This window comes from Anabaena sp. UHCC 0187 (assembly GCF_009712035.1).
Lineage (GTDB): Bacteria > Cyanobacteriota > Cyanobacteriia > Cyanobacteriales > Nostocaceae > Dolichospermum.
Genome location: NZ_VILB01000005.1, coordinates 108118 through 130612, shown reverse-complemented (window position 1 = coordinate 130612; position 22495 = coordinate 108118). Strand labels below are relative to the sequence as shown.

Annotated in this window: 17 protein-coding genes; 7 read left to right on the top strand and 10 right to left on the bottom strand. The window is 37.6% G+C overall.

Annotation, left to right across the window (positions count from 1 at the left end):
* Window positions 1–155: 155 nt before the first annotated feature.
* The 5 genes from FJR11_RS05240 to ligA form a co-directional block, all read right to left on the bottom strand.
* Window positions 156–1853, bottom strand: coding sequence for an alpha/beta hydrolase (locus FJR11_RS05240; RefSeq protein WP_254444685.1), 1698 nt, complete (start codon window positions 1851–1853; stop codon window positions 156–158).
* A gap of 228 nt (window positions 1854–2081) precedes the next feature.
* Window positions 2082–2999 carry a DMT family transporter gene (locus FJR11_RS05235; RefSeq protein WP_168502659.1) on the bottom strand — a complete coding sequence of 306 codons (918 nt, stop codon included), beginning with the start codon at window positions 2997–2999 and terminating at the stop codon, window positions 2082–2084.
* Window positions 3000–3224: 225 nt separating this feature from the next.
* On the bottom strand, window positions 3225–3521 hold the full coding sequence (locus tag FJR11_RS05230; protein WP_168502658.1) for an RNA-binding protein: 297 nt from the start codon (window positions 3519–3521) through the stop codon (window positions 3225–3227).
* A gap of 188 nt (window positions 3522–3709) precedes the next feature.
* Window positions 3710–4258 (bottom strand): fasciclin domain-containing protein, encoded by a 549-nt coding sequence (locus FJR11_RS05225; RefSeq protein ID WP_168502657.1) that lies wholly within the window; start codon window positions 4256–4258, stop codon window positions 3710–3712.
* 101 nt (window positions 4259–4359) lie between these two features.
* Complete coding sequence (ligA, locus tag FJR11_RS05220; RefSeq protein ID WP_168502739.1) at window positions 4360–6405, bottom strand: NAD-dependent DNA ligase LigA; 2046 nt, start codon at window positions 6403–6405, stop codon at window positions 4360–4362.
* 54 nt (window positions 6406–6459) lie between these two features.
* Here ligA and FJR11_RS05215 point away from each other — a divergent pair, with 54 nt between their 5' ends.
* Window positions 6460–7434, top strand: a complete 975-nt coding sequence (locus FJR11_RS05215; protein WP_168502656.1) for a glycerophosphodiester phosphodiesterase — start codon at window positions 6460–6462, stop codon at window positions 7432–7434.
* A complete protein-coding gene (gene chrA / locus FJR11_RS05210; RefSeq protein ID WP_168502655.1) occupies window positions 7431–8621 on the top strand; it encodes a chromate efflux transporter in 1191 nt (396 codons plus the stop codon). Before FJR11_RS05215 ends, chrA begins: the two co-directional genes overlap by 4 nt.
* Here chrA and FJR11_RS05205 read toward each other — a convergent pair.
* On the bottom strand, window positions 8581–9267 hold the full coding sequence (locus FJR11_RS05205; protein WP_254444684.1) for a hypothetical protein: 687 nt from the start codon (window positions 9265–9267) through the stop codon (window positions 8581–8583). The genes chrA and FJR11_RS05205 overlap by 41 nt on opposite strands.
* Before the next feature lie 147 nt (window positions 9268–9414).
* Between FJR11_RS05205 and FJR11_RS05200 the strand changes: the two genes are divergently transcribed.
* Window positions 9415–10752, top strand: a complete 1338-nt coding sequence (locus FJR11_RS05200) for a serine/threonine-protein kinase (RefSeq protein WP_168502654.1) — start codon at window positions 9415–9417, stop codon at window positions 10750–10752.
* 97 nt (window positions 10753–10849) lie between these two features.
* On the opposite strand, the gene FJR11_RS05195 is transcribed toward FJR11_RS05200, so the two are convergent.
* Both FJR11_RS05195 and FJR11_RS05190 read right to left on the bottom strand, forming a co-directional pair.
* Entirely contained in the window at window positions 10850–12310 is a 1461-nt protein-coding gene (locus tag FJR11_RS05195) for an adenylate/guanylate cyclase domain-containing protein (RefSeq protein ID WP_168502653.1), read from the bottom strand.
* A complete protein-coding gene (locus tag FJR11_RS05190) occupies window positions 12307–13323 on the bottom strand; it encodes a molybdopterin-dependent oxidoreductase (RefSeq protein ID WP_168502652.1) in 1017 nt (338 codons plus the stop codon). Before FJR11_RS05190 ends, FJR11_RS05195 begins: the two co-directional genes overlap by 4 nt.
* Before the next feature lie 168 nt (window positions 13324–13491).
* Between FJR11_RS05190 and pruA the strand changes: the two genes are divergently transcribed.
* Window positions 13492–16470, top strand: a complete 2979-nt coding sequence (gene pruA / locus FJR11_RS05185) for an L-glutamate gamma-semialdehyde dehydrogenase (protein WP_168502651.1) — start codon at window positions 13492–13494, stop codon at window positions 16468–16470.
* 56 nt (window positions 16471–16526) lie between these two features.
* On the opposite strand, the gene FJR11_RS05180 is transcribed toward pruA, so the two are convergent.
* Window positions 16527–16835, bottom strand: coding sequence for a hypothetical protein (locus FJR11_RS05180; protein WP_168502650.1), 309 nt, complete (start codon window positions 16833–16835; stop codon window positions 16527–16529).
* Window positions 16836–17047: 212 nt separating this feature from the next.
* Here FJR11_RS05180 and FJR11_RS05175 point away from each other — a divergent pair, with 212 nt between their 5' ends.
* Window positions 17048–17980 (top strand): cobalamin-binding protein, encoded by a 933-nt coding sequence (locus tag FJR11_RS05175; protein ID WP_168502649.1) that lies wholly within the window; start codon window positions 17048–17050, stop codon window positions 17978–17980.
* 65 nt (window positions 17981–18045) lie between these two features.
* Here FJR11_RS05175 and FJR11_RS05170 read toward each other — a convergent pair whose 3' ends face one another.
* Window positions 18046–19563, bottom strand: coding sequence for a phenylacetate--CoA ligase family protein (locus FJR11_RS05170; protein ID WP_168502648.1), 1518 nt, complete (start codon window positions 19561–19563; stop codon window positions 18046–18048).
* An 83-nt stretch (window positions 19564–19646) separates the two neighbouring features.
* On the opposite strand from FJR11_RS05170, the gene FJR11_RS05165 reads away from it, so the two are divergent.
* Together FJR11_RS05165 and FJR11_RS05160 are read left to right on the top strand one after the other, a co-directional pair.
* Window positions 19647–20687: a WD40 repeat domain-containing protein gene (locus FJR11_RS05165; protein ID WP_168502647.1), complete on the top strand. Its 1041-nt coding sequence runs from the start codon at window positions 19647–19649 to the stop codon at window positions 20685–20687.
* Between the two features lie 87 nt (window positions 20688–20774).
* Window positions 20775–22481 carry a serine/threonine-protein kinase gene (locus FJR11_RS05160; protein WP_168502646.1) on the top strand — a complete coding sequence of 569 codons (1707 nt, stop codon included), beginning with the start codon at window positions 20775–20777 and terminating at the stop codon, window positions 22479–22481.
* The last annotated feature ends 14 nt before the right edge of the window (window positions 22482–22495 follow it).

The window sequence follows — 22495 nt, the reverse complement described above, 5'->3', positions numbered from 1 at the left end:
GAGATTTGAGATTTTTGTATTTTTACATAAATTGTTATCTTGTAAAGAAAAACATCCCCGACTTCTTGAAAAAGTCAAGGATCTGAATTACGAAGAAAATGTGCATAAATGTAGTAGAGAAACACCGATACCCAGCATCCAAAATCCAAACCGGACTATGGTATGGGAAAGTTTTTTTTTGCGGGGTTGGTTTCCTGGAAGTGATTACCTAAAACTGGTGCTAATTTGATCTGATCTAGGGATTGAACAAGATTTAAACCCAAAGACTGACTGGAAATACTTTGAGCATAAGCAGCGTTAAGATAAGGCATATATTCTAGTTTTTTGGCTACATAAGTTTGGAAGAAAGGTAAACTTAAAGAATTCATGTAAAGATGGGCTTGAGAAGCATCACCTACCATATTCGTAGGTAGTGCCATTTGTGTACTTCCAGGGTTGCTATTACCAATGGTAGAAAAATGAGTAGCACCAAGTAACATGACTAAATATTTTTGGGGATGAGTAATCCAAGAAAAAGGTAAAATTTGCTCATATAAAGTTGGGGCTACAGTATCTTCACTGCTACCAATGATCATGACTGGAGTATGAATTTGACTTAAACCAGCTTGTCCAAAAATAGAACTGGTGATAGGATTAACGGCAATCACTGCTTTGATTCTTTGATCTTGTAAATTATCCTCTTGTCCTGACTGATTGGGTAATTCTAAAGCCCGACATTGCAACAGTAAAGACATATTCCAGGTATTTCGCAATTTTTCGGCATTGCAGTCTTGTTTTAGTTGCTGAAAGTTAATTTTTGCTCCAGCTAAAGCTAATGCAGTATAACCTCCTAATGACTGGCCAAATATTCCCACCTGTTGTAAGTTGAGCCGATGCTGAAATCGTGAATCTAACTCTAATTTATCTAAAATATATTTTATATCTAAAGGTCTATCTTTAAATTCATTGGGGTGTGCAACCTGATTACTATTACCATTAATTAAAGATTGTAATTGCTTTGCATCACTACCAGGATGATTGGGAATGACGACAGCAAAACCATAAGTAGATAGATGATTTGCTAAATAACTAAAGTTACTGCTGTCTAAACCCAAGCCATGGGAAATGACAATTACAGGTGCAGGATTTTGGGTATTAGGAATATAGATATCTGTGGATAAATGCCGATTACGGAGTGAGTCAAATAACTTTAATGTTTGTTTTTGAGGTTGTAAATTTGTTGGATACGACAAGTTTGATAATTGAGGTAAATTACCTGGAGAGATTTTAGCAGCTTCTAAATTTGCTGCTTGTGTTAATGTAGCGATTGCTTTTTCAGTTTCGCTGATCATTTTCTCCAATTCATCAGCAACTTTCATGCTAGAAGCGACATCAATCCTAATACTATTTTGAGGATATTCACGTAATAAACTTAATAAAGTTATCCCTTCTGGTTGAGCAGCAGCGGAAATTAAAGCTGTGCGTAAAGCTTGAGATTTTGATTGTGGAGAATGAGATTTAGTTTTAATTAATTCTGCCAATCTCCTTAAGATAAATTCCCCTTGTTGAGTGTCGAGAAATTGCGAAGTTACAGCCGGACTAATTTTCAGGGGTTGAATTAAAACTTTTCTTAATTCTTGCAGTTTGTTGGTAGGAATATATTGATAATATCCTGCCAACTCTGTATTAATTATCCCATGTTTAGCATAACTTTCTAAGGCACTAAGGGGGATGGAAATTTCTAGTGGTAAATAAGAAGCATGAATTTGTTCTGCTGCCATTACCGAGTTACTGATACCAAATGTTGGTAGCAACATTGATAAAACCAGTGATAAGGAGTTTTTTCTCAGGGTGCTGCCCCAATTACCAAACATATTCATCGCTTAACTTTTGTGGTGATGTTGTTGAGCGAGGCTCAAATTTTGGTAGTTATTTAGACACCCTGAACATTGATGCTAATTTCTGAATTATTCTGCCAATTAATTTGGTTGTAATTACCAACATTTATTTTAAGATCATAATAAATACATAAATGATCTGCATCAGTATTGATTATGTATTTTTCCTGATTAACACAATCTAAATAATGCAAATAAATCCTATTAATTGGATCTACCTAAGGCAATAGATATTGAGCCACTAACTACTAGTAATGCTCCGAAAATCCCTGTCAAAGAAATATTTTCTGGGGTGATGATGCTAGGGAAACTTACTGACATTAACCAAACGGAGGTTAAAGTAATAATTGGAGTTAAAGCTATTACAGAACTTACTCTTGATGCTTGCCAATGTGCCAAAGATTCTGCAAAAGCACCATAGGCAATCAGAGTATTGAAAGCGCAAAATAACAATGTTGAAAAATGGAAACTATCAAGAGTAAAAATTGTCTTGATTTTTGCGAATGGTGTGAATAATAAAGCACAGCCACCGTAAATAATCAACATAATTTTAGCTGAAGATAAAGATTGTAATAGTTGTTTTTGTGATAAGGCATAAATAGCCCATGCTATGGCCCCAAGAACAGTCAAGCCGCTACCTAGTAAATATTGACCTTTGGCTGTGATGATAGTAGCTAATTGAGCATGAAAAAATAGTGCAAAACCTAAAGTTAGGATAGCTACACCTAACCATTGAGACAATGTATAACGTTCATGAAAAATTATTAATCCACCGAAACTTAATAACACACTAGATAATTGAATTATTACTTGAGCATTAGCTGGGGTGGTCAATGCTAAACCTTGCATAAACAAAAAATAATTAGCAGCCAAAAATATGGTAGCAACTACTAATAACTGCCAAGAAGTAGCACGTAATTCTGCTAAGTTTGGTAATTTTTGCTGGGAAAACAAATAAATTACTAGTAACAGGAAGGCGGTTAAAAAGCGAAACCAAACAACGGTGTACACGTCTAATGCTTGTAGCGTTACTGTTAAAGCTAGAGGCAAAATTCCCCATAAAAAAACCGTTACTAATGATAAACCTAGCCCTAAACGCCAGCGACCGGAACTTTGATGCATTATTAATAATGACTAAATAGGACAAATCATTTTTGCATAATAGTCAAGTACCAGGAATAGTTAATTACTTCTGGCTATTGGTGATTAGTCCGGGTAATATTAAGTTTCTGAAAAATTTGGCGCATAGCATAACATCACGAGCTACGGCGATTAATACAGGCATTAAAAAAGACAGAGGAAATCTCTGTCCTGAACATATAATACTTAGAGTCTTAATGGTAAAATTTAGTAACGGTTGCGTCCACCACCACCATAACCACCTCGGTCACCACCACGATCCTCTTTGGGTTTAGCTTTGTTAACTTTTAAGTTACGTCCCATCCATTCAGCACCGTCAAGAGCCTCAATTGCTTTGGCTTCGTCCGCTTCTGTTTCCATTTCCACAAAGGCAAAACCCCTAACACGACCAGTTTCTCGGTCTGTAGGTAACTGCACACGCTTAACTGTCCCGTATTCTGAAAAAGCCTGTTTTAGGTCTTCTTCTGTAACCTGATAGGACAAATTACCGACATAAATTGACATTGAATAGCTCCAGAAATCAAAAAGTGGATGTTTACACTACTAACATAAGAAGTGTCTCAAACATATAATACCCGTAATTAAGCTTTATTTTTAATTGGCTATTGACTAATTTTTTGATGAATTTTTGATCAACAAAAAGATTCCCAGATTCTTGAAGAATGAGGGAATCTGCATCAAGAGAAAAAATGCTACAACTTCACATTAGGAGGAAGCAGGACTTTATTAATTACATGAATTACACCATTACTAGCTTTGACATCCGCTTTAGTGACTTTAGCGTTACCTATAGTAACTTTGCCTTTCTTAACTTGAATCTTCACAGCAGCACCTTCAACGGTTTTGACTTCACCAGCCTTGATATCTTTGGCGTAAACTGTGCCAGGAACTACATGATAGGTCAAGATTTTCACTAAGGTTGCTTTGTTTTCTGGTTTGAGGAGTTTTTCCAAAGTTCCTTTTGGTAAAGCCGCAAAAGCCTCATTTGTGGGTGCAAATACGGTAAATGGTCCTTGACCAGATAATGTTTCCACTAAACCTGCTGCTTTGATAGCTGCTACTAAGGTTTTAAAAGATGGGTTGGCGCTGGCAACTTCAACAATTGTCCCTACAGTATGTGTCTGAGTATGAGGTGTCGCAGGTTTCGCCGCAGGCTTAGTTCCGGCAAAGGTGGGAACGCTGACGAAAAGAGTAGTTGCAGCTATGGCGATACCAACTGTTTTATTAATTAGGGAATTCATGGTTTGTTCTTAGTAAAAGTGTTTAAACTGTGAAGAGTTTTGTTCATTTATCTTCACAATTAAGACTGTAACAGCATTTAACAATTGATGTCGGTTTATAACTATTCTGCCAGCATTGTCAATAATTGTGCCTCAGTCAATTGGCTAATTTCCAACTTCTGCGCTTTCTCTAATTTAGAACCGGCATCTACACCTACAACCAAAAAGTCTGTTTTTTTACTCACTGACTCAGTTATTTTACCGCCTGATTTTTGAATTAAGGCTTTGGCTTCATCCCGTTTCAAGGTTGGTAATGTGCCAGTAACGACAAAGGTTTTACCAGCAAATTTTTGATTAATTTCGCCCACAGCTTGGGCTTCTGTGCTGTTTGCTAATTCTAAACCAATAGCCTGGATACGGGAAATTAAGGTTTGATTCGCTGGGGTGCGAAACCATTGATAGACTGATTGGGCGATTTCTGCACCGATACCATAAACGCCTGCAATATCTGATTGTCTGGCGGCTGTTAATTCTTCGACGGTGGTGAACTTCTCTGTTAATAATTGGGCGTTGACGCTGCCAACATGACGGATGCCTAAACCATATAATACCCTAGCCCAAGGTTGCGTTTTCGATTGAGCGATCGCATTGATCAATTTTTCCGCTGATTTTTGTCCCATGCGCTCTAATGTACATAAGTTTTCCGGTGTTAAATCATATAAATCTGCCACGGAATGGACTAAGCCCTTATCTACTAATTGATATACCAGCTTTTCCCCCACACCTTTAATATCTAACGCGTCACGACTTACCCAATGTTCGATTTCACCTTTGAGAATAGCCGCACAGGAGGCATTTACACATCTAGTAACAGCTTCTCCAGTTTCTCGGACTACCAGTTGTCCACAGACGGGACAATGGGAAGGCATGATAAAAGGTTGGGTATCAGCGGGACGGAGTTCTTTAATTACCCGAACTACTTCGGGAATGATTTCCCCGGCTTTACGAACAATCACGGTGTCGCCAATACGGATGTCTAATTGTTCAATGCGATCGCTATTATGTAAGGTAGCACGGGAAACTGTTGTTCCTGCTAATTGTACGGGTAACATTTCCGCCAAAGGAGTTAATGCCCCGGTTCTGCCGACGTTAACTGTAATTTTTTCTACACGGGTTGGGGCTTCTTCCGCTGGATATTTTAATGCTATTGCCCAGCGAGGAAACTTCTGTGTAAACCCCAATTGTTCTTGGAGTCTAAAAGTATTTAATTTGACGACAACACCATCTGTCATATAGGGAGAATTCAGCCGTTCTGTATCCCAATATTGGTAATATTCGGCTACTTCAGCAATAGAATGGCAGAGTTTATGGTTGGTATCAACACGAAAACCCAGTCTTTGCAGTAATTCCAATGCTTCCCATTGGGTATTGGCAATACTGGAATCATCCAACCCGGTAATATGCACAGTATAGGCAAAGAAATCTAACTGCCGCTGTGCGACAATCCGCGAATCCAATTGTCTAAGCGTACCAGCCACAGCATTGCGCGGGTTGGCAAATAACTGTTCACCAGCTTTTTGTCTTTTCTGATTAATTTCTTTAAACACCTGTAAAGGTAGAAACACCTCTCCCCGTACTTCCACTTTAGCAATATTTTCTAAGCCGTCAAAATTCAAACGTAGGGGAATTGAGCGAATAGTTCTCACATTTTGGGTAATCTCTTCACCCATTACCCCATCTCCCCTCGTTGTCCCCCTGACTAGAATTCCATTTTCATAAGTTAATGCTAAAGCAGCACCATCAATTTTTAACTCAGATACATATTCTATTTCTCCGGTATCATACTGAGTTGGTGAGTGTCGCCGCCAACGTTGATCCCAATTTTGCAATTCTTCAATATTAAACGCATTTTCCAGGCTGTACAGGGGGATATTATGACGGACTGAGGTAAAATGGGTTGCAGGTCTTTCACCAACGCGCTGAGTCGGACTATCGGTCGTAATTAATTCTGGATACTTCGTTTCTAATTCTTGCAACTCTCGATAAAACCGATCATAAACCGTATCCTCCATTATTGGCGCATCTAGCACATAATAAGCGTAGCTGGCTTGTTGCAATAATCGTCTTAATTCTTCTATACGTTTTATTTCGGATTGAGTTGACATCATAAGTTTCATAACGAAAAAATAATAACAGTGGAATTTTAATTATAGATAAGAGTCATGACTCAAACTTTCATAGATAAACCCCTTGTTATTATCGCTCATCGCGGTGCAAGCGGCTACCGTCCTGAACATACTTTAGCCAGTTATGAGTTAGCAATTGATTTGGGTGCTGATTATATTGAACCCGATTTAGTGATTACTAAAGATGGTATTTTGATTGCGCGTCATGAAAATGAAATATCAGAAACTACGGATATTGCTAATCATCCCGAATTTGCTCATTTAAAAACTACGAAAATCATTGATGGTGAAATTAAAACAGGGTGGTTTACAGAAGATTTTACCATAACAGAAATCAAAACATTAACAGCACAAGAACGGATTCCCCAACTGCGTCCCCAAAATACAGCTTATAACGGAATATTTACTATTCCCACTTTTCAAGAAATCATTGATTTAGCACAGCAGAAAAGTCAATCAATTGGGCGCAATATTGGCATTTATCCAGAAACAAAACATCCCAGTTATTTTAAATTCATCGGTTTACCATTAGAAGACACTTTATTATGGAATTTACAGGAGATTAATTTACCTGTATTTATTCAATCTTTTGAAGTTAGTAACCTGAAAGAATTATCTCAGAAAACAGATTTACCGTTGGTACAACTCATTAATGATCTTGGCAAACCCTATGATTTTGTGATTAATAATGATCCTCGCATTTATACAGATTTATTAAGTCAAACAGGGTTAAGAGAAATTGCCGAATATGCCCAAGCAATCGGTGTACATAAAAACTTATTGATTCCTAGAGATATCAATGGTAAATTATTATCACCAACATCTTTAATTATAGATGCTCATGGAGCTAATTTACAAGTTCACGCTTGGACTTTTAGAAATGAAGATTTTTTCTTACCTTTAGACTTGCAAGGAAATCCGCAAAAAGAATATGAAATATTTTTTAATTTAGGGGTAAATGGCGTATTTAGTGATTATCCAGATATAGCTTTAAATGTTAAACCCCTATGAGTAATTTATCATTAAACCGGTTAACCGAAGTTGCCCAACTGTTTCTCAAATTAGGTATTATTGGTTTTGGTGGCCCAGTTGCCCACATTGCCATGCTTGAAGATGAAGTAGTTAAACGTCGTCAATGGTTGACACAAGCACATTTTCTAGATTTATTAGGGGTAACTAACTTAATTCCTGGGCCCAATTCCACGGAAATGGCTATTCATATCGGATATATTTATGCAGGGTGGTTAGGGTTAATTGTTGCCGGAGTTTGTTTTATTTTCCCTGCGGTTTTAATTACAGGTTTATTGGCTTGGTTATATGTCAATTATGGGACTTTACCCCAGGTTGCACCGTTACTTTATGGAATTAAACCTGTGGTTTTAGCAATTATCATGAATGCTATTCGGGGGTTAGGGAAAAAAGCCATAAAAACTCGACAATTACTCATAATTGCTGTGGCTGTGGGGTTAATAACTGAATTTACTAAACTTAATGAAGTTGTCGCTTTATTACTAGGAGGAATATTAGGAATGGTTTGGTTACGCAGTGGTAATCTAACTAATTTAATGATGATTGGTTTAACTACAGGGACATTTTGGCAAACTATAGCAACTGTAAATACAACTATAAATAATCATCTATCTGTACCTTTATGGCAATTGGGTTTATTTTTTCTCAAAGTTGGTAGTGTGCTATTTGGTGGTGGTTATTTATTAATAGCATTTTTGCAAGGAGGATTAGTAGAAGAATATGGTTGGTTAACACAACAGCAATTATTAGATGCTATTGCTATTGGGCAATTTACTCCTGGCCCTGTACTTTCTACGGCTACATTTATCGGGTATATAATTGCTGGATTTCCTGGGGCAATTGTCGCAACTGTGGGAATTTTTATGCCTTCATTTTTATTTGTAGCTGCTTTAAATCCTTTAATGAATCGGATTCGTAATTCATCTTGGACAAGACCTTTTTTAGATGCTGTAAATGTTAGTGCTGTAGCGTTAATGGTTTTAACTACAATCCAATTAGGAATGGCTACTTTAATATTACCAAAAACCCATTATCTAGATTTTTTAGGTTTAGGAATTGCTGTGATTTCCGCAATTTTAGTAATTCGCTACCGTATTAATGCCGCACTTTTAATTTTAGGTGGTGGTATTATTGGTTGGGGTGCTGTAATATTCGGTTATTCTCGTTAAGAAGATAATTAATTTCTGTTTGTAAATTATCACGGGCAGATTGTTCACAATTATCAAACATTAAAGGTGTAAAATAAATACGTTCTCGCTGCAAAAATCTTTCTAAAACTTGTTTTCGTCCTGTGATATATTCTAATTCTGATACCCAAGCATATTCTTGACGAATGGCTTGAGAATATTCTTGATATTCAATTGGTTCTGCTGCTAAAATTGCTAAATCTGCATCAAGTAAAACTTGGCTATTTAAGTCTTCACCTTGATGATATTTAGTATTTAAAATTAACTGATGTACTATATTAATAGTATGAGTTGGAATTGCTAATTTTGCTAAAATTGTGGTAGCATAATCGGCGCTTCTTTCTTCATTATCTTGAGAATGAGTGTTATAAATGACATCATGAAACCAACCTGCAAGTTTTACAGAAGCTAAGTCTTGGGCATAAACTTGTAAAATATCAATGGTACTGATAACGTGAAAAATATGCTTTAAGGTGTGGTAGTAGCGATTTTGACTAGAATATGCTGCAATCAAAACATTAAAATATTTATTAACTGCTAATTTATCTACACTAAAGGGTTGAAATGTGCTTTGCCAATGCAAAAATAAAACAGACATCAGTTTTTCTGGAGTCATAGGTACTATCATTTTTGCTTAAAGTCTGACAGATCAACGTATACAGTGTAATATATGACATATATACCAAAATTCAGAGGTAACACAGACTTAATATTTAGTTTTTAGGCACTTCTAACTAAAAAATCTCTTCTTCATTTATTTTAAAATAATAAATCAATGAAACTTTGGCAGCCTCATCAATATCTGAATAATGATAGATTTATTATCCAAAATATATTGGGTAGTGGTGGCTTTGGTGTTACCTATAGTGTTAAAGAATTATCCACAGATAAAATATTTGTTATTAAAACTCTTAACCATATTCAACAAGGTAAAGGAGATTTTCAGCAGCAACAAGTTAAATTTGTGAATGAAGCCTTACGATTAGCTAAATGTTCTCACCCTCATATTGTTAAAGTTTATGAAGTGATAGAAGAAGATGGACTTTGGGGCATGGTAATGGAATATATTAATGGTCAAGATTTAGCAACCTATCTTGATGAACATGAGAAGTTATCAGAACATGAAGCACTATGTTATATTAACCAAATTGGCCAAGCTTTAGAGTATGTCCACCACCAAGGATTTTTACATCGAGATATTAAGCCGAGTAATATTATTTTACGCCGAGGAAAAGCAGAAGCAGTATTAATAGATTTTGGTTTGGCAAGAGAATATAGTATCGGACAAGTCCGAAATATGACTAATGAAAGAACCGACGGTTATGCACCTCTGGAACAATATAAAAAAAGGGGGAATTTTGGTAAGTATACAGATGTTTATGCTTTAGCTGCGACTCTATATACTTTATTAACTAAACAAGTCCCAATTCCGGCTGAATATAGAAAAAATAATCCACTTTTACCACCACCAAAACAATTTAATCCTCATATTAGTAATAGGGTAAATGACGCTATTCTCGAAGGAATGACATTGGACTTCCAAAAGCGTCCCCAGTCAGTACATCAATTTAGAGATTTATTAGGTATAGTGGATACTCCTTCTCAGATTGATGAAAAAGTATCCGCAGTGGGAATGAATTACACAAAATTGCAAGATTTACTCAAAGATGGAAAATGGCAAGAAGCTGATGTAGAGACAACAAGAGTGATGTTAGCAGTTGTTAAAAAGGAAAATGATGGTTGCTTGAGTGAGAAGGATATTGAAAATTTTCCCTGCGAAGATATTCGGACTATTGATAAATTATGGTTAAAGTATAGTAATGGACATTTTGGCTTTTCTGTGCAAAATCGTATGTATCAAGATTTAGTCAATACAGGTACTCCTGAAGCTTTAATTTGGGATAAATTTGGCGATATTGTTGGTTGGAAACAGGATAAAAAATGGATGTATTATGATGATTTAACCTTTGATCTTAGCGCCCCCATAGCACATCTTCCTGGCGGAATTTTTTGGTTTGATTCGTGGTGGGGAAGATATGGTTGGTTTTTAATGGATGGTGTGGAGGGTAGATTTTTGGATTTATTAAAGAGAATTATTAATTGTCATATATAGCAGGGAACAGGTAATGGTTATTTTCTTCCTTCTTCCTTCTTCCTTCTTCCTTCTGACTCCTGACTCCTGACTCCTGACTCCTGACTCCTGACTCCTACTAAATTAGAACTTCATAAATAGAAATAGCTTGATCTTTACCTTTAACTTTAACTGATTCATCTACAAGTCTTAAAGAAAATAATTCAGGATTAAATAAGCTATTAACTACTGATTCTGTAACTAAAATGTTGCAATTATATTGCTTTGTTAATCCTTCAATTCGAGAAGCAACATTGACAGCATCACCAATAACTGTAGAATCAATGCGGGAGGTAAAACCAACAGTACCCATAACTACTGTACCCCTATGAATGCCAATTCCTGTAGCAATGACTGGTAATCCTTTTTGCAATCGTTCATAATTAAACTTATCTAAAGCCTGAACCATTAAAATAGCTGCTTTGATAGCACAGTCTGTGGAATCGTCATCAAATAAAGCCATGATAGCATCACCGATATATTTATCAATAAATCCCCCGGCATCATCTATGGCTTTTCCCATACAGGCTAAATAGTCATTCAAAAAGGTAAATATTTCCATAGGCTGCATGGCTTCAGACATAGAAGTATAACCGCGAATATCACAGAATAAAATTGTCATTTTTCGTGTTGAAGCTATCCCGACTTGGACATTTTCTATTCCTGCGGGGGCAATGACAGAAACAAATTTATCTGGTACAAACTTTTCAAAGGAGTCTAAGGTTTTTTGCAATTTGCTAAAGGATACCTGTAATGTTGCCGACATTTCATTAAAGGAATTTGCCAAGGCACCAATTTCATCTGTGCGATTATTAATATCTGCACGATGTTGTAAATCACCCCCAGCAATTTGGGCGACACTGGACTGTAAACGCCGCACAGGATCACTTAAATGTCGGGCGAGGATATAGGCACACAACCAACCTACAACCAGTCCCGCAGAACCGACCATCAAAGCCTGATTGACTGCATTAGTAACAGCCCGATCTACTTTTTTTAAAGATAAACCAATGCGTAAAACGCCTAGTTTTTTATTACCAGTTGGTGTACGAATATCTGAAGCTACTTCAATTATTTGTTCACCACGTTTAGCCCGCAACTGATTTGCAAAATAAATATCTGTCAGCAGAAATGTTTCGGATACGCGAGTATTTTTAGAGGATTTTAAGGCAGTTTTAGTAACACTTAAAGGGACAAGATTAGGTATGTACTGATTTTGAAATTCGTCAGGGAAAGCAGCCGCAATTTGATCATCTTGACTAATATCAGAAACAAAAAGATAGATAAAATCTTCATTTTCTCGTAAGGTTAAACCTATATTTAAGCGAATTTGACTCCAATTTTCTTCAGATAATTCGTTAGAATATGTATAACTGAGAATGTTAGCAATACTTTTAGCATCATTTAACTTTTCTTGACGGTAAAGAGTATTTTCACTGTTTACCCAAACCGCAACTATCGCACCAATCAAACCCAGAATCAGTAAGGTGGTAGAAGTCATGATTTGGGTATGAATAGAACGAAAAGTAAATATTTTCATAATTGTGGAGTTAACTCTTCCACGAAAGTTACCCAGGGTTGATTTTTAATTTTGCTTGGACAATCATCACCAAAAGCTAGAGTCACAGGACCACCCATTTTTGCTAAAATCGGCTGTTTATCTTCACCCCATCTAGTTGCTAAAATGATATTACATTTGTTTATCTCTGTAGATGCTAACTTTATGGCTTTAGAACTTTTCCGGTAAATTTCTGGTTTCCCACTCACAACTATAGAAGCTTGAGGTTTTATACTCGACAAAGCAAGGACATCCCGTATCCTCACACCATGTAATTTAACTTTGCTACTAGGCCACCAAACGCGATAACCAACACTTTGGTTGAGGGTAACTTGTGGTAATTTATCAAAATCGGCTAAATTGAGTTGACGATTACCCACGCGCACCAATGCTTTTTCTGTACCAAATATAACATGAGTTACATAAAAAGCCCAGATTGATTCATTATACTTTTGTCTAATTTGCGGATATTTAGTATAGGGAAAGATTAAATAAATCGGACCACCTTGGTCACGTTGAATTGGTTTGTTATCTTTAGCCAATGCTAAAATAATTGGGTATGTGAGTAAGTCTTGTATTTTTACTGTCACTTGATAAGCGTCGTAGCAGACAAAAGTTATTTCTGTTACTCCTGGTTGAATACCAAAGTTTTTTAGCAGTGTAGATATAGATATTCCTTGAAATTTAAATTCTTGATTGGGGTTAACAATGTTATTTGCATCAATAGTACGGATATTGGTTGTAGCTAATTTAAGCAACTCCGGCCAATTTAAAGTTTCTGATTTACCATTTGCTGTCTCACCCTGAATAACTAAATTCCACTGACGCTGCGGGTTTTTTTTGGCTTTATCTGCTAGAATTTCCGCATTGCCATCGCTTGCTTCTTTCCGCCATACTTCTAATTGTGCATTTGTCGGCTTTTTTGTACAACCTCCCAAACAAATTATACCTAACCCCAAAGATACTAAAGCCCAGTTTTTCCAGATATTCAACACAACAACATTTAAAACTACTAGGAAAGTTTACAAAATGGTGTTCAATAAGTTAGAAATAACACCGTAATTCATTTTTACATAATTGTTCAACATTATTCCAGAAAAATGTCGCTTGGAAACAACTGACAACTGACAACTGACAACTGACAACTAACTACTAACAAACTTATGGTATTACAACTAGAAAACAGCGCATACGAAGCGAAAACCCAAGAAATTGCTAAACAGGTTCTCGCTGCTACTGGAGAAAATCGCTCATTTTTCTCGGCTTTACGGGACCAAATGCGCTGGGATGATAAACTACTCGACTGGGCTATGAGTAATCCGGGTTTACGGGTACAATTATTTCGGTTCATTGATACTTTGCCCGCTTTACATAGTAAATCAGAAATCGCCTCCCATATGCAAGAATATTTGGGAGATGAGTCCGTAGAATTACCCACAGCTTTAAAAGCAATTTTAAACTTTGCTAACCCTGATTCTATGCCCGCACAGGTAGCAGCGACAACTGTGGGAACTGCTGTGGAAACTTTAGCACATAAGTATATTTCTGGCGAAAATATCAAGCAAGTCATCAAAACCGTTGAGAGACTGCGAAAGGATAAAATGGCTTTCACCATTGATTTACTCGGTGAAGCGGTAATTACGGAAACAGAAGCACAATCTTACTTAGAAAGATACTTGGAATTGATGCAGCAATTGGTGGAAGCATCAAAAAATTGGGCGAAAATTCCCGCTATTGATGAAGCTGACGGCGAAAATATCCCGAAAGTGCAAGTTTCTGTGAAATTAACGGCGTTTTATTCCCAATTTGATCCTTTAGATGCTGAAGGTAGTGAAGCAAGAGTAAGCAATCATATTCGGACTTTACTCCGTCGCGCTCAAGAATTGGGTGCAGCAGTCCATTTTGATATGGAGCAATACGCCTATAAAGATATTACTTTCACCATTCTCAAAAAGCTGTTACTGGAAGAGGAATTTCGTCAACGTACTGATATCGGGATGACAATACAAGCATATCTGCGTGACAGTGAACAAGACGCTAGAGATATCATTGCTTGGTTAAAACAGCGCGGTTATCCTCTCACCATTCGTTTAGTTAAAGGTGCGTATTGGGATCAAGAAACCATCAAAGCTGCCCAAAAGCATTGGCCGCAACCGGTTTATAATGATAAAGTCGCCACCGATGCCAATTTTGAAGCCATTACGCAGATATTGCTGGAAAATCATGAGTATGTCTATTCTGCCATAGGTAGTCATAACGTGCGATCGCAGTCTCGCGCCATAGCAATTGCGGAAAGTCTTCAAGTTCCCCGTCGTCGCTTTGAAATGCAAGTTCTGTACGGCATGGGTGATAAAATAGCTAAGGCTTTGGTAGATAGAGGTTATCGGGTGCGGGTTTATTGTCCCTACGGTGACTTATTACCGGGAATGGCTTATTTAATTCGGCGATTGTTGGAAAATACGGCGAATAGTTCGTTTTTACGGCAAAATCTGGAAAATCGTCCGGTTGAGGAGTTGTTAGCACCTCCTATTTTATCTCACGCAGAGGCGCAGAGGCACGGAGAGGAGGAAGGAGGTTTTGTTGGTGTTGCGGATACGGATTTTGCAGAAGAAGAGAAAAGGAAAAAATCAACTTTAGCCCTTGAAAATGTCCGTCAACAGTTAGGAAAAACCTATTTACCTTTGCTGAATGGGGAATATGTGAATACTTCAACTTTTGTTGATTCTCTTAATCCTTCTAATTTTAGTCAGGTTGTTGGTAAAATTGGCTTACTCAGCATTGAACAAGCCGAGGAAGCAATGAAATTTGCTAAAGCTGCTTTTCCGGCTTGGAAGAAAACTCCGGTTAAGCAACGTGCTGATATTTTGCGGAAGGCTGGGGAGTTAATGGAGGAACGACGCGCTGAACTTTCCGCTTGGATAGTTTTGGAGGTGGGGAAACCTGTTAAGGAAGCTGACGCGGAAGTTTCGGAAGCCATTGATTTTTGTCTTTATTACGCTGACGAAATGGAACGGCTGGACAAGGGTGTAATTTATGATGTTTTGGGGGAAACCAATCGTTATATTTACCAACCCAAAGGAATCGCTATTGTGATTTCTCCCTGGAATTTTCCTTTGGCTATTGCTTGCGGTATGACTGTGGCGGCTTTGGTTTCGGGAAATTGTACTTTACTTAAACCTGCGGAAACTTCTTCTGTGATTACTGCGAAGTTGACGGAGATCTTAATAGAAGCGGGAATCCCCAAAGGTGTTTTTCAATACGTTCCCGGTAAGGGTTCGCAGGTCGGTGCTTATTTGGTTAATCATCCTGATACTCATGTGATTGCTTTTACTGGTTCTCAGGAAGTAGGTTGTAGAATTTACGCAGAAGCCGCAATTCTCAAACCCGGTCAAAAGCATCTCAAGAAAGTAATTGCGGAAATGGGTGGGAAGAATGGCATTATTGTGGATGAAAGTGCTGATTTAGACCAGGCTGTTGTCGGCGTTGTCCAATCTGCTTTTGGTTATAGTGGTCAAAAATGTTCTGCTTGTTCACGGGTAATTGTGCTTGAACCAATTTATGATGCTTTTGTGGAAAGGTTGGTAGAAGCCACAAAATCCTTGAATATTGGGGAAACGGAATTACCCAGTACCCAAGTTGGTCCGGTGATTGATGCTATTTCGCGCGATCGCATTTTGGAGTATATTCAAAAAGGCAAACAAGAAGCAAAAGTCGCCTTAGAATTACCCGCACCCAGTCAAGGTTATTTTATCGGTCCGGTGATTTTTTCGGAAGTACCCGCAGACGGAGTTATCGCCCAACAGGAAATATTTGGCCCTGTCTTAGCAGTAATTCGAGTTAAAGATTTTCAAGAAGCAATAGACGTTGCTAATGGCACAAACTACGCTTTAACTGGTGGTCTTTATTCCCGCACACCTTCCCACATTGAACAAGCCCAAGCAGAATTTGAAGTGGGGAATTTATACATTAACCGGAATATTACCGGGGCGTTAGTTTCCCGTCAACCCTTTGGTGGGTTTAAACTTTCTGGAGTCGGTTCAAAAGCAGGAGGACCAGATTATCTGTTGCAATTCCTAGAACCGCGCCATATCACAGAAAACATCCAACGTCAAGGTTTTGCCCCAATCGAGGGTGCAGAATAACTAGATGATATCACCAGATCCCCGACTTCTTCAAGAAGTCGGGGATCTAAAACTAATTATCTATTGTTTGGACACTCTGGTAAGCTTTTACGAGCGTAGTTACAATCAAAGTCATTTAAAGCTTCTGCACTAGATTCAAAGTTTCCCGTTGTCACATAACTATCTTTTTGCGGATTTTCATCTCTATTCCAAATTTTTAAGTAATAATTATTACCGTCATCACTAGACCATAACTCATAGCGGTATTCACCACCATAGCCTTCACTTCTTAAGTAGTCAGCTACTGCTGTATTTGCTATAGATAGAAGGGTAGATATAGCTAACATAGGAATTAGGGCTATTTTCAATACTTGACTTGTTTTCATAGATACACCTATTATTGCTTGCATTTCCAGCATAATGTAATTGTGTATCCTTGTCTATGCGTCTTAGCGAAAAATAAAAAATACTAACATCCTCAAGATAGATACCGTCTCTCTAAAAATATGTGAAAATAAAGGTAGAAACATCTGTTAAAAAGAACTTAACACCATTTTCTATTTTAACTCCTGAACTCCTATTCCTAGGGGGTGAGACTATGATTGATACAAGTAACGATATAAGAATTGTCTCTTTAATTCCGAGTGCTACGGAAATAGTCGCTAAACTTGGTTTATTTGATGCTATAGTCGGGCGATCGCATGAATGTGACTATCCTCCCGAAATCGTCAATCTTCCAGTTTGTACCCAAGCACGTTTGAATGGTGACGCTAATAGCCATTCTATTCACAACGAAGCCGACAGTATATTGCAATCTGCTTTGGGTATCTACAAAATCAAAGTTGATGTCTTAGAGAAATTGCACCCTACCCACATTATCACGCAGGATCAATGTGATATCTGCTCTGTAAGTTTACCAGAAGTAGAAAAAGCAGTTGCCCAACTTACCCACAGTTCACCGCAAATAATTTCTTTACAACCCAACACACTAAAGGATCTTTGGGGTGATATTGAACGGGTTAGTCACACATTTGGAGTAGATTCAGTAGCAATACTGGAAAATCTAGAAGCCCGTGTCAGAATTTGCAAGCGGAGACTGCAAGGACTTTCTCTCGCAGAAATGCCTAAAGTCGCTTGTCTTGAATGGACTGATCCGTTAATGACCGCTGCAAATTGGGTTCCTGAATTAATTAACCTAGCTGGGGGACAACCATTGTTTAGTGTCATGGGTAAAGCTACTACTCATCTCAAATGGGAAACATTAGTAGCTAGTAACCCAGATGTGATTATTTTTATGCCCTGTGGCTTTGATTTACAACGGACTCAGCAAGAAGCTGACGTATTAACTCAACGTCCAGAATGGAAAAAACTCCATGCAGTTCAATCGGGAAGAGTCTTTATTACTGATGGTAATGCTTACTTTAACCGTCCTGGTCCGCGGTTGGTAGATTCTCTGGAGATTTTAGCAGAAATATTGCATCCAGATATCTTTAATTATGGTTATAAAGGCACCGGTTGGCAAGCTTTGTAATCAGTATGCAAATAACATGATTGTAGGTAAGAGTTTTATTAAATTTTGAATTCTTACCTATTTTTTCACAATTGACTAATATTATTACGGGTATATCTGTGTTTAACACCCCCAGGAAAATATTCAACATCACCAGTAGATTTTAATTCTACTACAGGGGTTTGATATTGTGAAGGAACATAATTAGCAAACTCACTATTTAGACGCAATAATTGAGTAAGAATAGAAGCAGTGATAGATAATCTTTTCTCCTCATGATCATCTATTCCTGGTGCTAACTCTACCACCACAGATAAAAAACGATTTTTGTCTAAATCCTCTTTTACCTGCAAAACAAATTTACCCGTTACCCATTCTCTAATCATTGGTTGTTCTAATCCCACTGTCACATTTTCTGGATAAATATTTGCGCCAAAATAGGAAACTGTGAAGTTAGAACGTCCGAAAACATAGACAAATGGTAATTGATGAATTCCGCGATGATTTTGTAATTCTGTAATCGGATTAAAACCCCATTCTGCTAAAAATTCTAGCATTTGGGCATAAGTAATCAAGCCACCTTGATCAAGAATGCTATATCTAATTAAAGGAACGCCATTATTCCCAGAAAATAGTAAATTTCCATCTTCAACTTCAAAAAACCGACTACAAGGATCATATTGGACTAAAGTCGGTAAACGCGACTCTCCAAATAATGCTTTCGCTGCTTCTGGAGTGGCTGCTAAAAACCGCCGAATACAAATACTAAGAGGGGTTTCATTCCCTAAAACTCCCGCGTCTGCTGTTCCATACATAGATGCAAAATCATCACAGGGATTTTCAGAACCTATTCTTTCTCCCACTAAATTTCGCCATTCTTCACTAAATACTTCTCCTGCCATGACTAACTTAATATGATATTGCCCCCATTCCATCCCATTGGCAATTCCCGTATCAATCACATCTTTTAAAAATGGTGGATATCCTAATAATACAACCTGCTCAAAATTACCGCCCAATTCTTGGACAATTCGCAAAATTTCCGTTTTATTGTTTCCTGGGGTAATGACGGTAATGGGATAACCTTTAGCTGCTAAATGACGACAACAATTAGTAGTAAACATTCCCCCTACCCACGTTCCCAAGGCAAAGCAAACTACTGCTAAAGTAGTTTTAGTATCTGCATGAAAACTATCATGAAAAATTTGCTCAAAACGGGTGGCTATTTGTAATTCATCAGTGATAAAACGCGGCCAAAATGTGGATTTACCTGTTGAGCCAGAGGAGGCCGCGATTATATCACAGCCTCCTATTTTTCCATTATTACACAATTGGGGCAAAGAATAACGGGAAATATAATTTTCTTTATTAACTTTTGGTAAGTTTTGGAAATCTGCTAATGTTTGAATTTCTCTAGGATTTATGCCTCGTTCTGCTAAAAATGCCTGGTAAGCGGGTACACTAGCAGCTACATCTTGAAATAATGTCAAAGCTATTTCTTGAGAGTCAATGTAAAGATGCTGTTCTAGTTTCTCTGCTAAGGGAGTAGAGATAAAATTTTCTAATCCCAGAATTGCCCTTGGTGTTGGTATTTGGGGTTTCATAAGGCTTGTGTGGGGAAAAACTCTAGTTAATCTTTAGTCAGTATTTTATCTATAAATGCAATTTTTTAGTAAACTATTATCCTATGAATCTAATTTCCTGGAAAATTTTGACAGTGGCCACTTTGGGTGTTGCTATTCCTTGGCTTCCCTCCCATTCATTGATTCCTACTACTAATCATTCAACTACTTATCTAAGCCAAACTAGTCAACCGATTTTCACATTCAAAGAACCGGAAAGAGTTCCCGCTATTATTATTAGTGCTGATGGTAAAAAATTAATCGGTGGTAGTCGGTCAGGAACTATTAAAATCTGGGACTTACAGACTGGTAAACTCCTAAATACTCTGACATCAAAATCAGAAGGTGTTACGTCTCTGGCTATGGGTGGAAAAAATGGACAGATTCTGGTCAGTGGAGATATTGATCATACGGTCAAGGTTTGGAATTTGTCTACGGGAAAACTACTTTTAACAATTGCAGGACATTCACTTCCAGTGGAAGCAGTTGCAATTAGTCCTGATAGTAAAACCCTTGTCAGTGGTAGTGATGACCGTCAAATCCAGATTTGGAATTTACAGACCGGAACACGACTGCGGACTCTGGTAGGACATTCAGACTATATTAGTCGTCTTGCTATCAGTGCTGATGGGAAAACTCTTGTCAGTGGTAGTGGCGGTAATGGTGCGGCGAAAGAACAAGTGAAATTGTGGAATTTACGGACTGGAAAACTTTTGCACAGTATGGAACATCCACCGGGTATTGATGCCTTAGCTATCAGTTTGGATAACAAAGTTGTAATTAGTGGTAGTTTTGGTCAGCTTGTGACTAAAGATAGTGCCATTAATACTCTGAAGCTGTGGGAATTAGGTACTGGTAAATTATTGCGCGATTTTACTCAGAATACGGATTCAATTGAGTCAATTATTCTGACTCCAGATGGACGAACGATGATTACTGGCAATTTTAATGGCAAAATAAAGTTCTGGAATTGGCGAACTGGGGAACTACTCTCGACTATGAGAGGTGATACCAGTCCAGTGGAAGCGATCGCTATTAGTCCAGATCAAAAAATTCTCGCTAGTAGTAGCGAGGATGGCACAATTAGAATGTGGCAACTGCCATAAAAATTTTTTCTGCCAGATGCTACACGAACGTAAATTATCTCACTCCTTTTGTAGTCATTGATAACTCTCGATTTATCTTCCTATATCATGCAAATATATTGCAGTCAACAACACATAAATAGTGGTAGTCATCGTTTTTGTACTCATTGCGGTGAGGCATTACCTTTGACTGTGGGACAAGTTATTGATAATCGTTATGAAATTGCGCGGATATTGGGACAAGGTGGTTTTGGACGCAGTTATTTAGCGATTGATAGGCAAAAATCTCGCAAAACCTGCGTTTTAAAAGAATTTGCCCCCCAAGTTGTCAAACCCCAGGATTTACAAAAAGCTAAGGAACTGTTTGAACGGGAAGCAAGTGTCCTCAAAACAATTCAACATCCTCAAATTCCGCGTTTTCACGCTTCTTTTCAGGCAAAAATTGGGACTAAGGATTTTTTCTTTTTAGTGCAAGATTATATTGAGGGTGATAATTATGATCAATTATTTGAACAGCGTCGAAATCAGGGCAAGTCTTTTAGTGAGGAGGAAGTAATTAATTTACTGCACAATATTCTCCCAGTTTTAACTTATATTCATTCTTTAGATATAGTTCACCGCGATATTTCCCCAGATAATTTAATTTTACGCCAAAGTGATAATTTACCCGTATTGATTGATTTTGGTGGTGTCAAACAGTTACCCGCTTCTCAGGGTTTTTGGCGGACACAATTGGCTGTAAATGGAACTTTATTAGGTAAAAAAGGATATGCACCAGAGGAACAATTAATTCAGGGAAAAGTATATAAAAGCAGTGATTTTTACTCTCTAGCAGTGACGGCTTTAGTATTGATCACGGGGAAAGAACCACATTTACTTTATGATAGCTATAACGGCGTTTGGTTTTGGGGTAAGGAAATTAAAGTGAGTCCCAAATTAGAGGCTGTCTTCAAGAAGATGTTGGCATATAAACCGAGCGATCGCTATCAAAAAGCCGAACAAGTTATTAAAGATTTACCTTTACCATCTCTTTCATCTACACCACAGACTATGCAAACTCCTAACAATAATCCCCATCCTTATATTACTAAATTGAAAACCGAGGTAGTAGCACCGGGTATAAAACACGCTCGTAATCTTGGTGGTGGTGTCCACAATAAGACGACATTATTTGTACAGAAAATACCAATGCCAATATGGTTGCGGCCTTTTACTGTCAGCTTTATTATTAGTACGGGAATGTTGTTAACAGGTGCGGGGGTGTTCGCTTTAGGAAATTTTGCAGTTAAGGGGATAACATCAATTAAAGTCCCTCAAATTGAAGTTCCTAAAATTCCGTCTATTAATAATCCTGGAGGTAATAAAAATAATAACCGCAGTATTCAACAGGTTTTTAGTCGTGTTCAACAGCTAGAAATTTCTTCAGTATTTTTTACGAATACAGTTAATGAAGTTTTCTATGCGGGAAAACCAGAGTTAAATAAACGGAAGTTAACTGAGAAATCGGAAGATGCAGCTTTACGGGAACAATGGAATAATGTTGCAGATCAGTTATTAAATAATATAGAAAAGGCTAATTTAAGTGAAACAGCGAGAAAGAAAATAGGTAGTTATAGTCAACAAGATTCTCAACGGTGGAATCAACTTGCTAAAGTAGGAAGATTGGGTAATTATCAATCTTTTCAGGATTTACGCGCAGACACATATCAAACATTTGAACCATTGTTTCCTGGTCAAGAACGTGGGAAACTAAATCAACAGACTTTTCTCCAAATTTGGTATGCAATCGCATCTGATAAAGTAGGGAACAAGTAATTAACAACTGACAA

What these genes read in the sequence shown, in the direction of transcription:
- FJR11_RS05240 (WP_254444685.1), bottom strand. Translation starts at nt 1,853, where the DNA reads ATGTTTGGTAATTGGGGCAGCACCCTGAGAAAAAACTCCTTATCACTG.
- FJR11_RS05235 (WP_168502659.1), bottom strand. Translation starts at nt 2,999, where the DNA reads ATGCATCAAAGTTCCGGTCGCTGGCGTTTAGGGCTAGGTTTATCATTA.
- FJR11_RS05230 (WP_168502658.1), bottom strand. Translation starts at nt 3,521, where the DNA reads ATGTCAATTTATGTCGGTAATTTGTCCTATCAGGTTACAGAAGAAGAC.
- FJR11_RS05225 (WP_168502657.1), bottom strand. Translation starts at nt 4,258, where the DNA reads ATGAATTCCCTAATTAATAAAACAGTTGGTATCGCCATAGCTGCAACT.
- ligA (WP_168502739.1), bottom strand. Translation starts at nt 6,405, where the DNA reads ATGATGTCAACTCAATCCGAAATAAAACGTATAGAAGAATTAAGACGA.
- FJR11_RS05215 (WP_168502656.1), top strand. Translation starts at nt 6,460, where the DNA reads ATGACTCAAACTTTCATAGATAAACCCCTTGTTATTATCGCTCATCGC.
- chrA (WP_168502655.1), top strand. Translation starts at nt 7,431, where the DNA reads ATGAGTAATTTATCATTAAACCGGTTAACCGAAGTTGCCCAACTGTTT.
- FJR11_RS05205 (WP_254444684.1), bottom strand. Translation starts at nt 9,267, where the DNA reads ATGATAGTACCTATGACTCCAGAAAAACTGATGTCTGTTTTATTTTTG.
- FJR11_RS05200 (WP_168502654.1), top strand. Translation starts at nt 9,415, where the DNA reads ATGAAACTTTGGCAGCCTCATCAATATCTGAATAATGATAGATTTATT.
- FJR11_RS05195 (WP_168502653.1), bottom strand. Translation starts at nt 12,310, where the DNA reads ATGAAAATATTTACTTTTCGTTCTATTCATACCCAAATCATGACTTCT.
- pruA (WP_168502651.1), top strand. Translation starts at nt 13,492, where the DNA reads ATGGTATTACAACTAGAAAACAGCGCATACGAAGCGAAAACCCAAGAA.
- FJR11_RS05180 (WP_168502650.1), bottom strand. Translation starts at nt 16,835, where the DNA reads ATGAAAACAAGTCAAGTATTGAAAATAGCCCTAATTCCTATGTTAGCT.
- FJR11_RS05175 (WP_168502649.1), top strand. Translation starts at nt 17,048, where the DNA reads ATGATTGATACAAGTAACGATATAAGAATTGTCTCTTTAATTCCGAGT.
- FJR11_RS05170 (WP_168502648.1), bottom strand. Translation starts at nt 19,563, where the DNA reads ATGAAACCCCAAATACCAACACCAAGGGCAATTCTGGGATTAGAAAAT.
- FJR11_RS05165 (WP_168502647.1), top strand. Translation starts at nt 19,647, where the DNA reads ATGAATCTAATTTCCTGGAAAATTTTGACAGTGGCCACTTTGGGTGTT.
- FJR11_RS05160 (WP_168502646.1), top strand. Translation starts at nt 20,775, where the DNA reads ATGCAAATATATTGCAGTCAACAACACATAAATAGTGGTAGTCATCGT.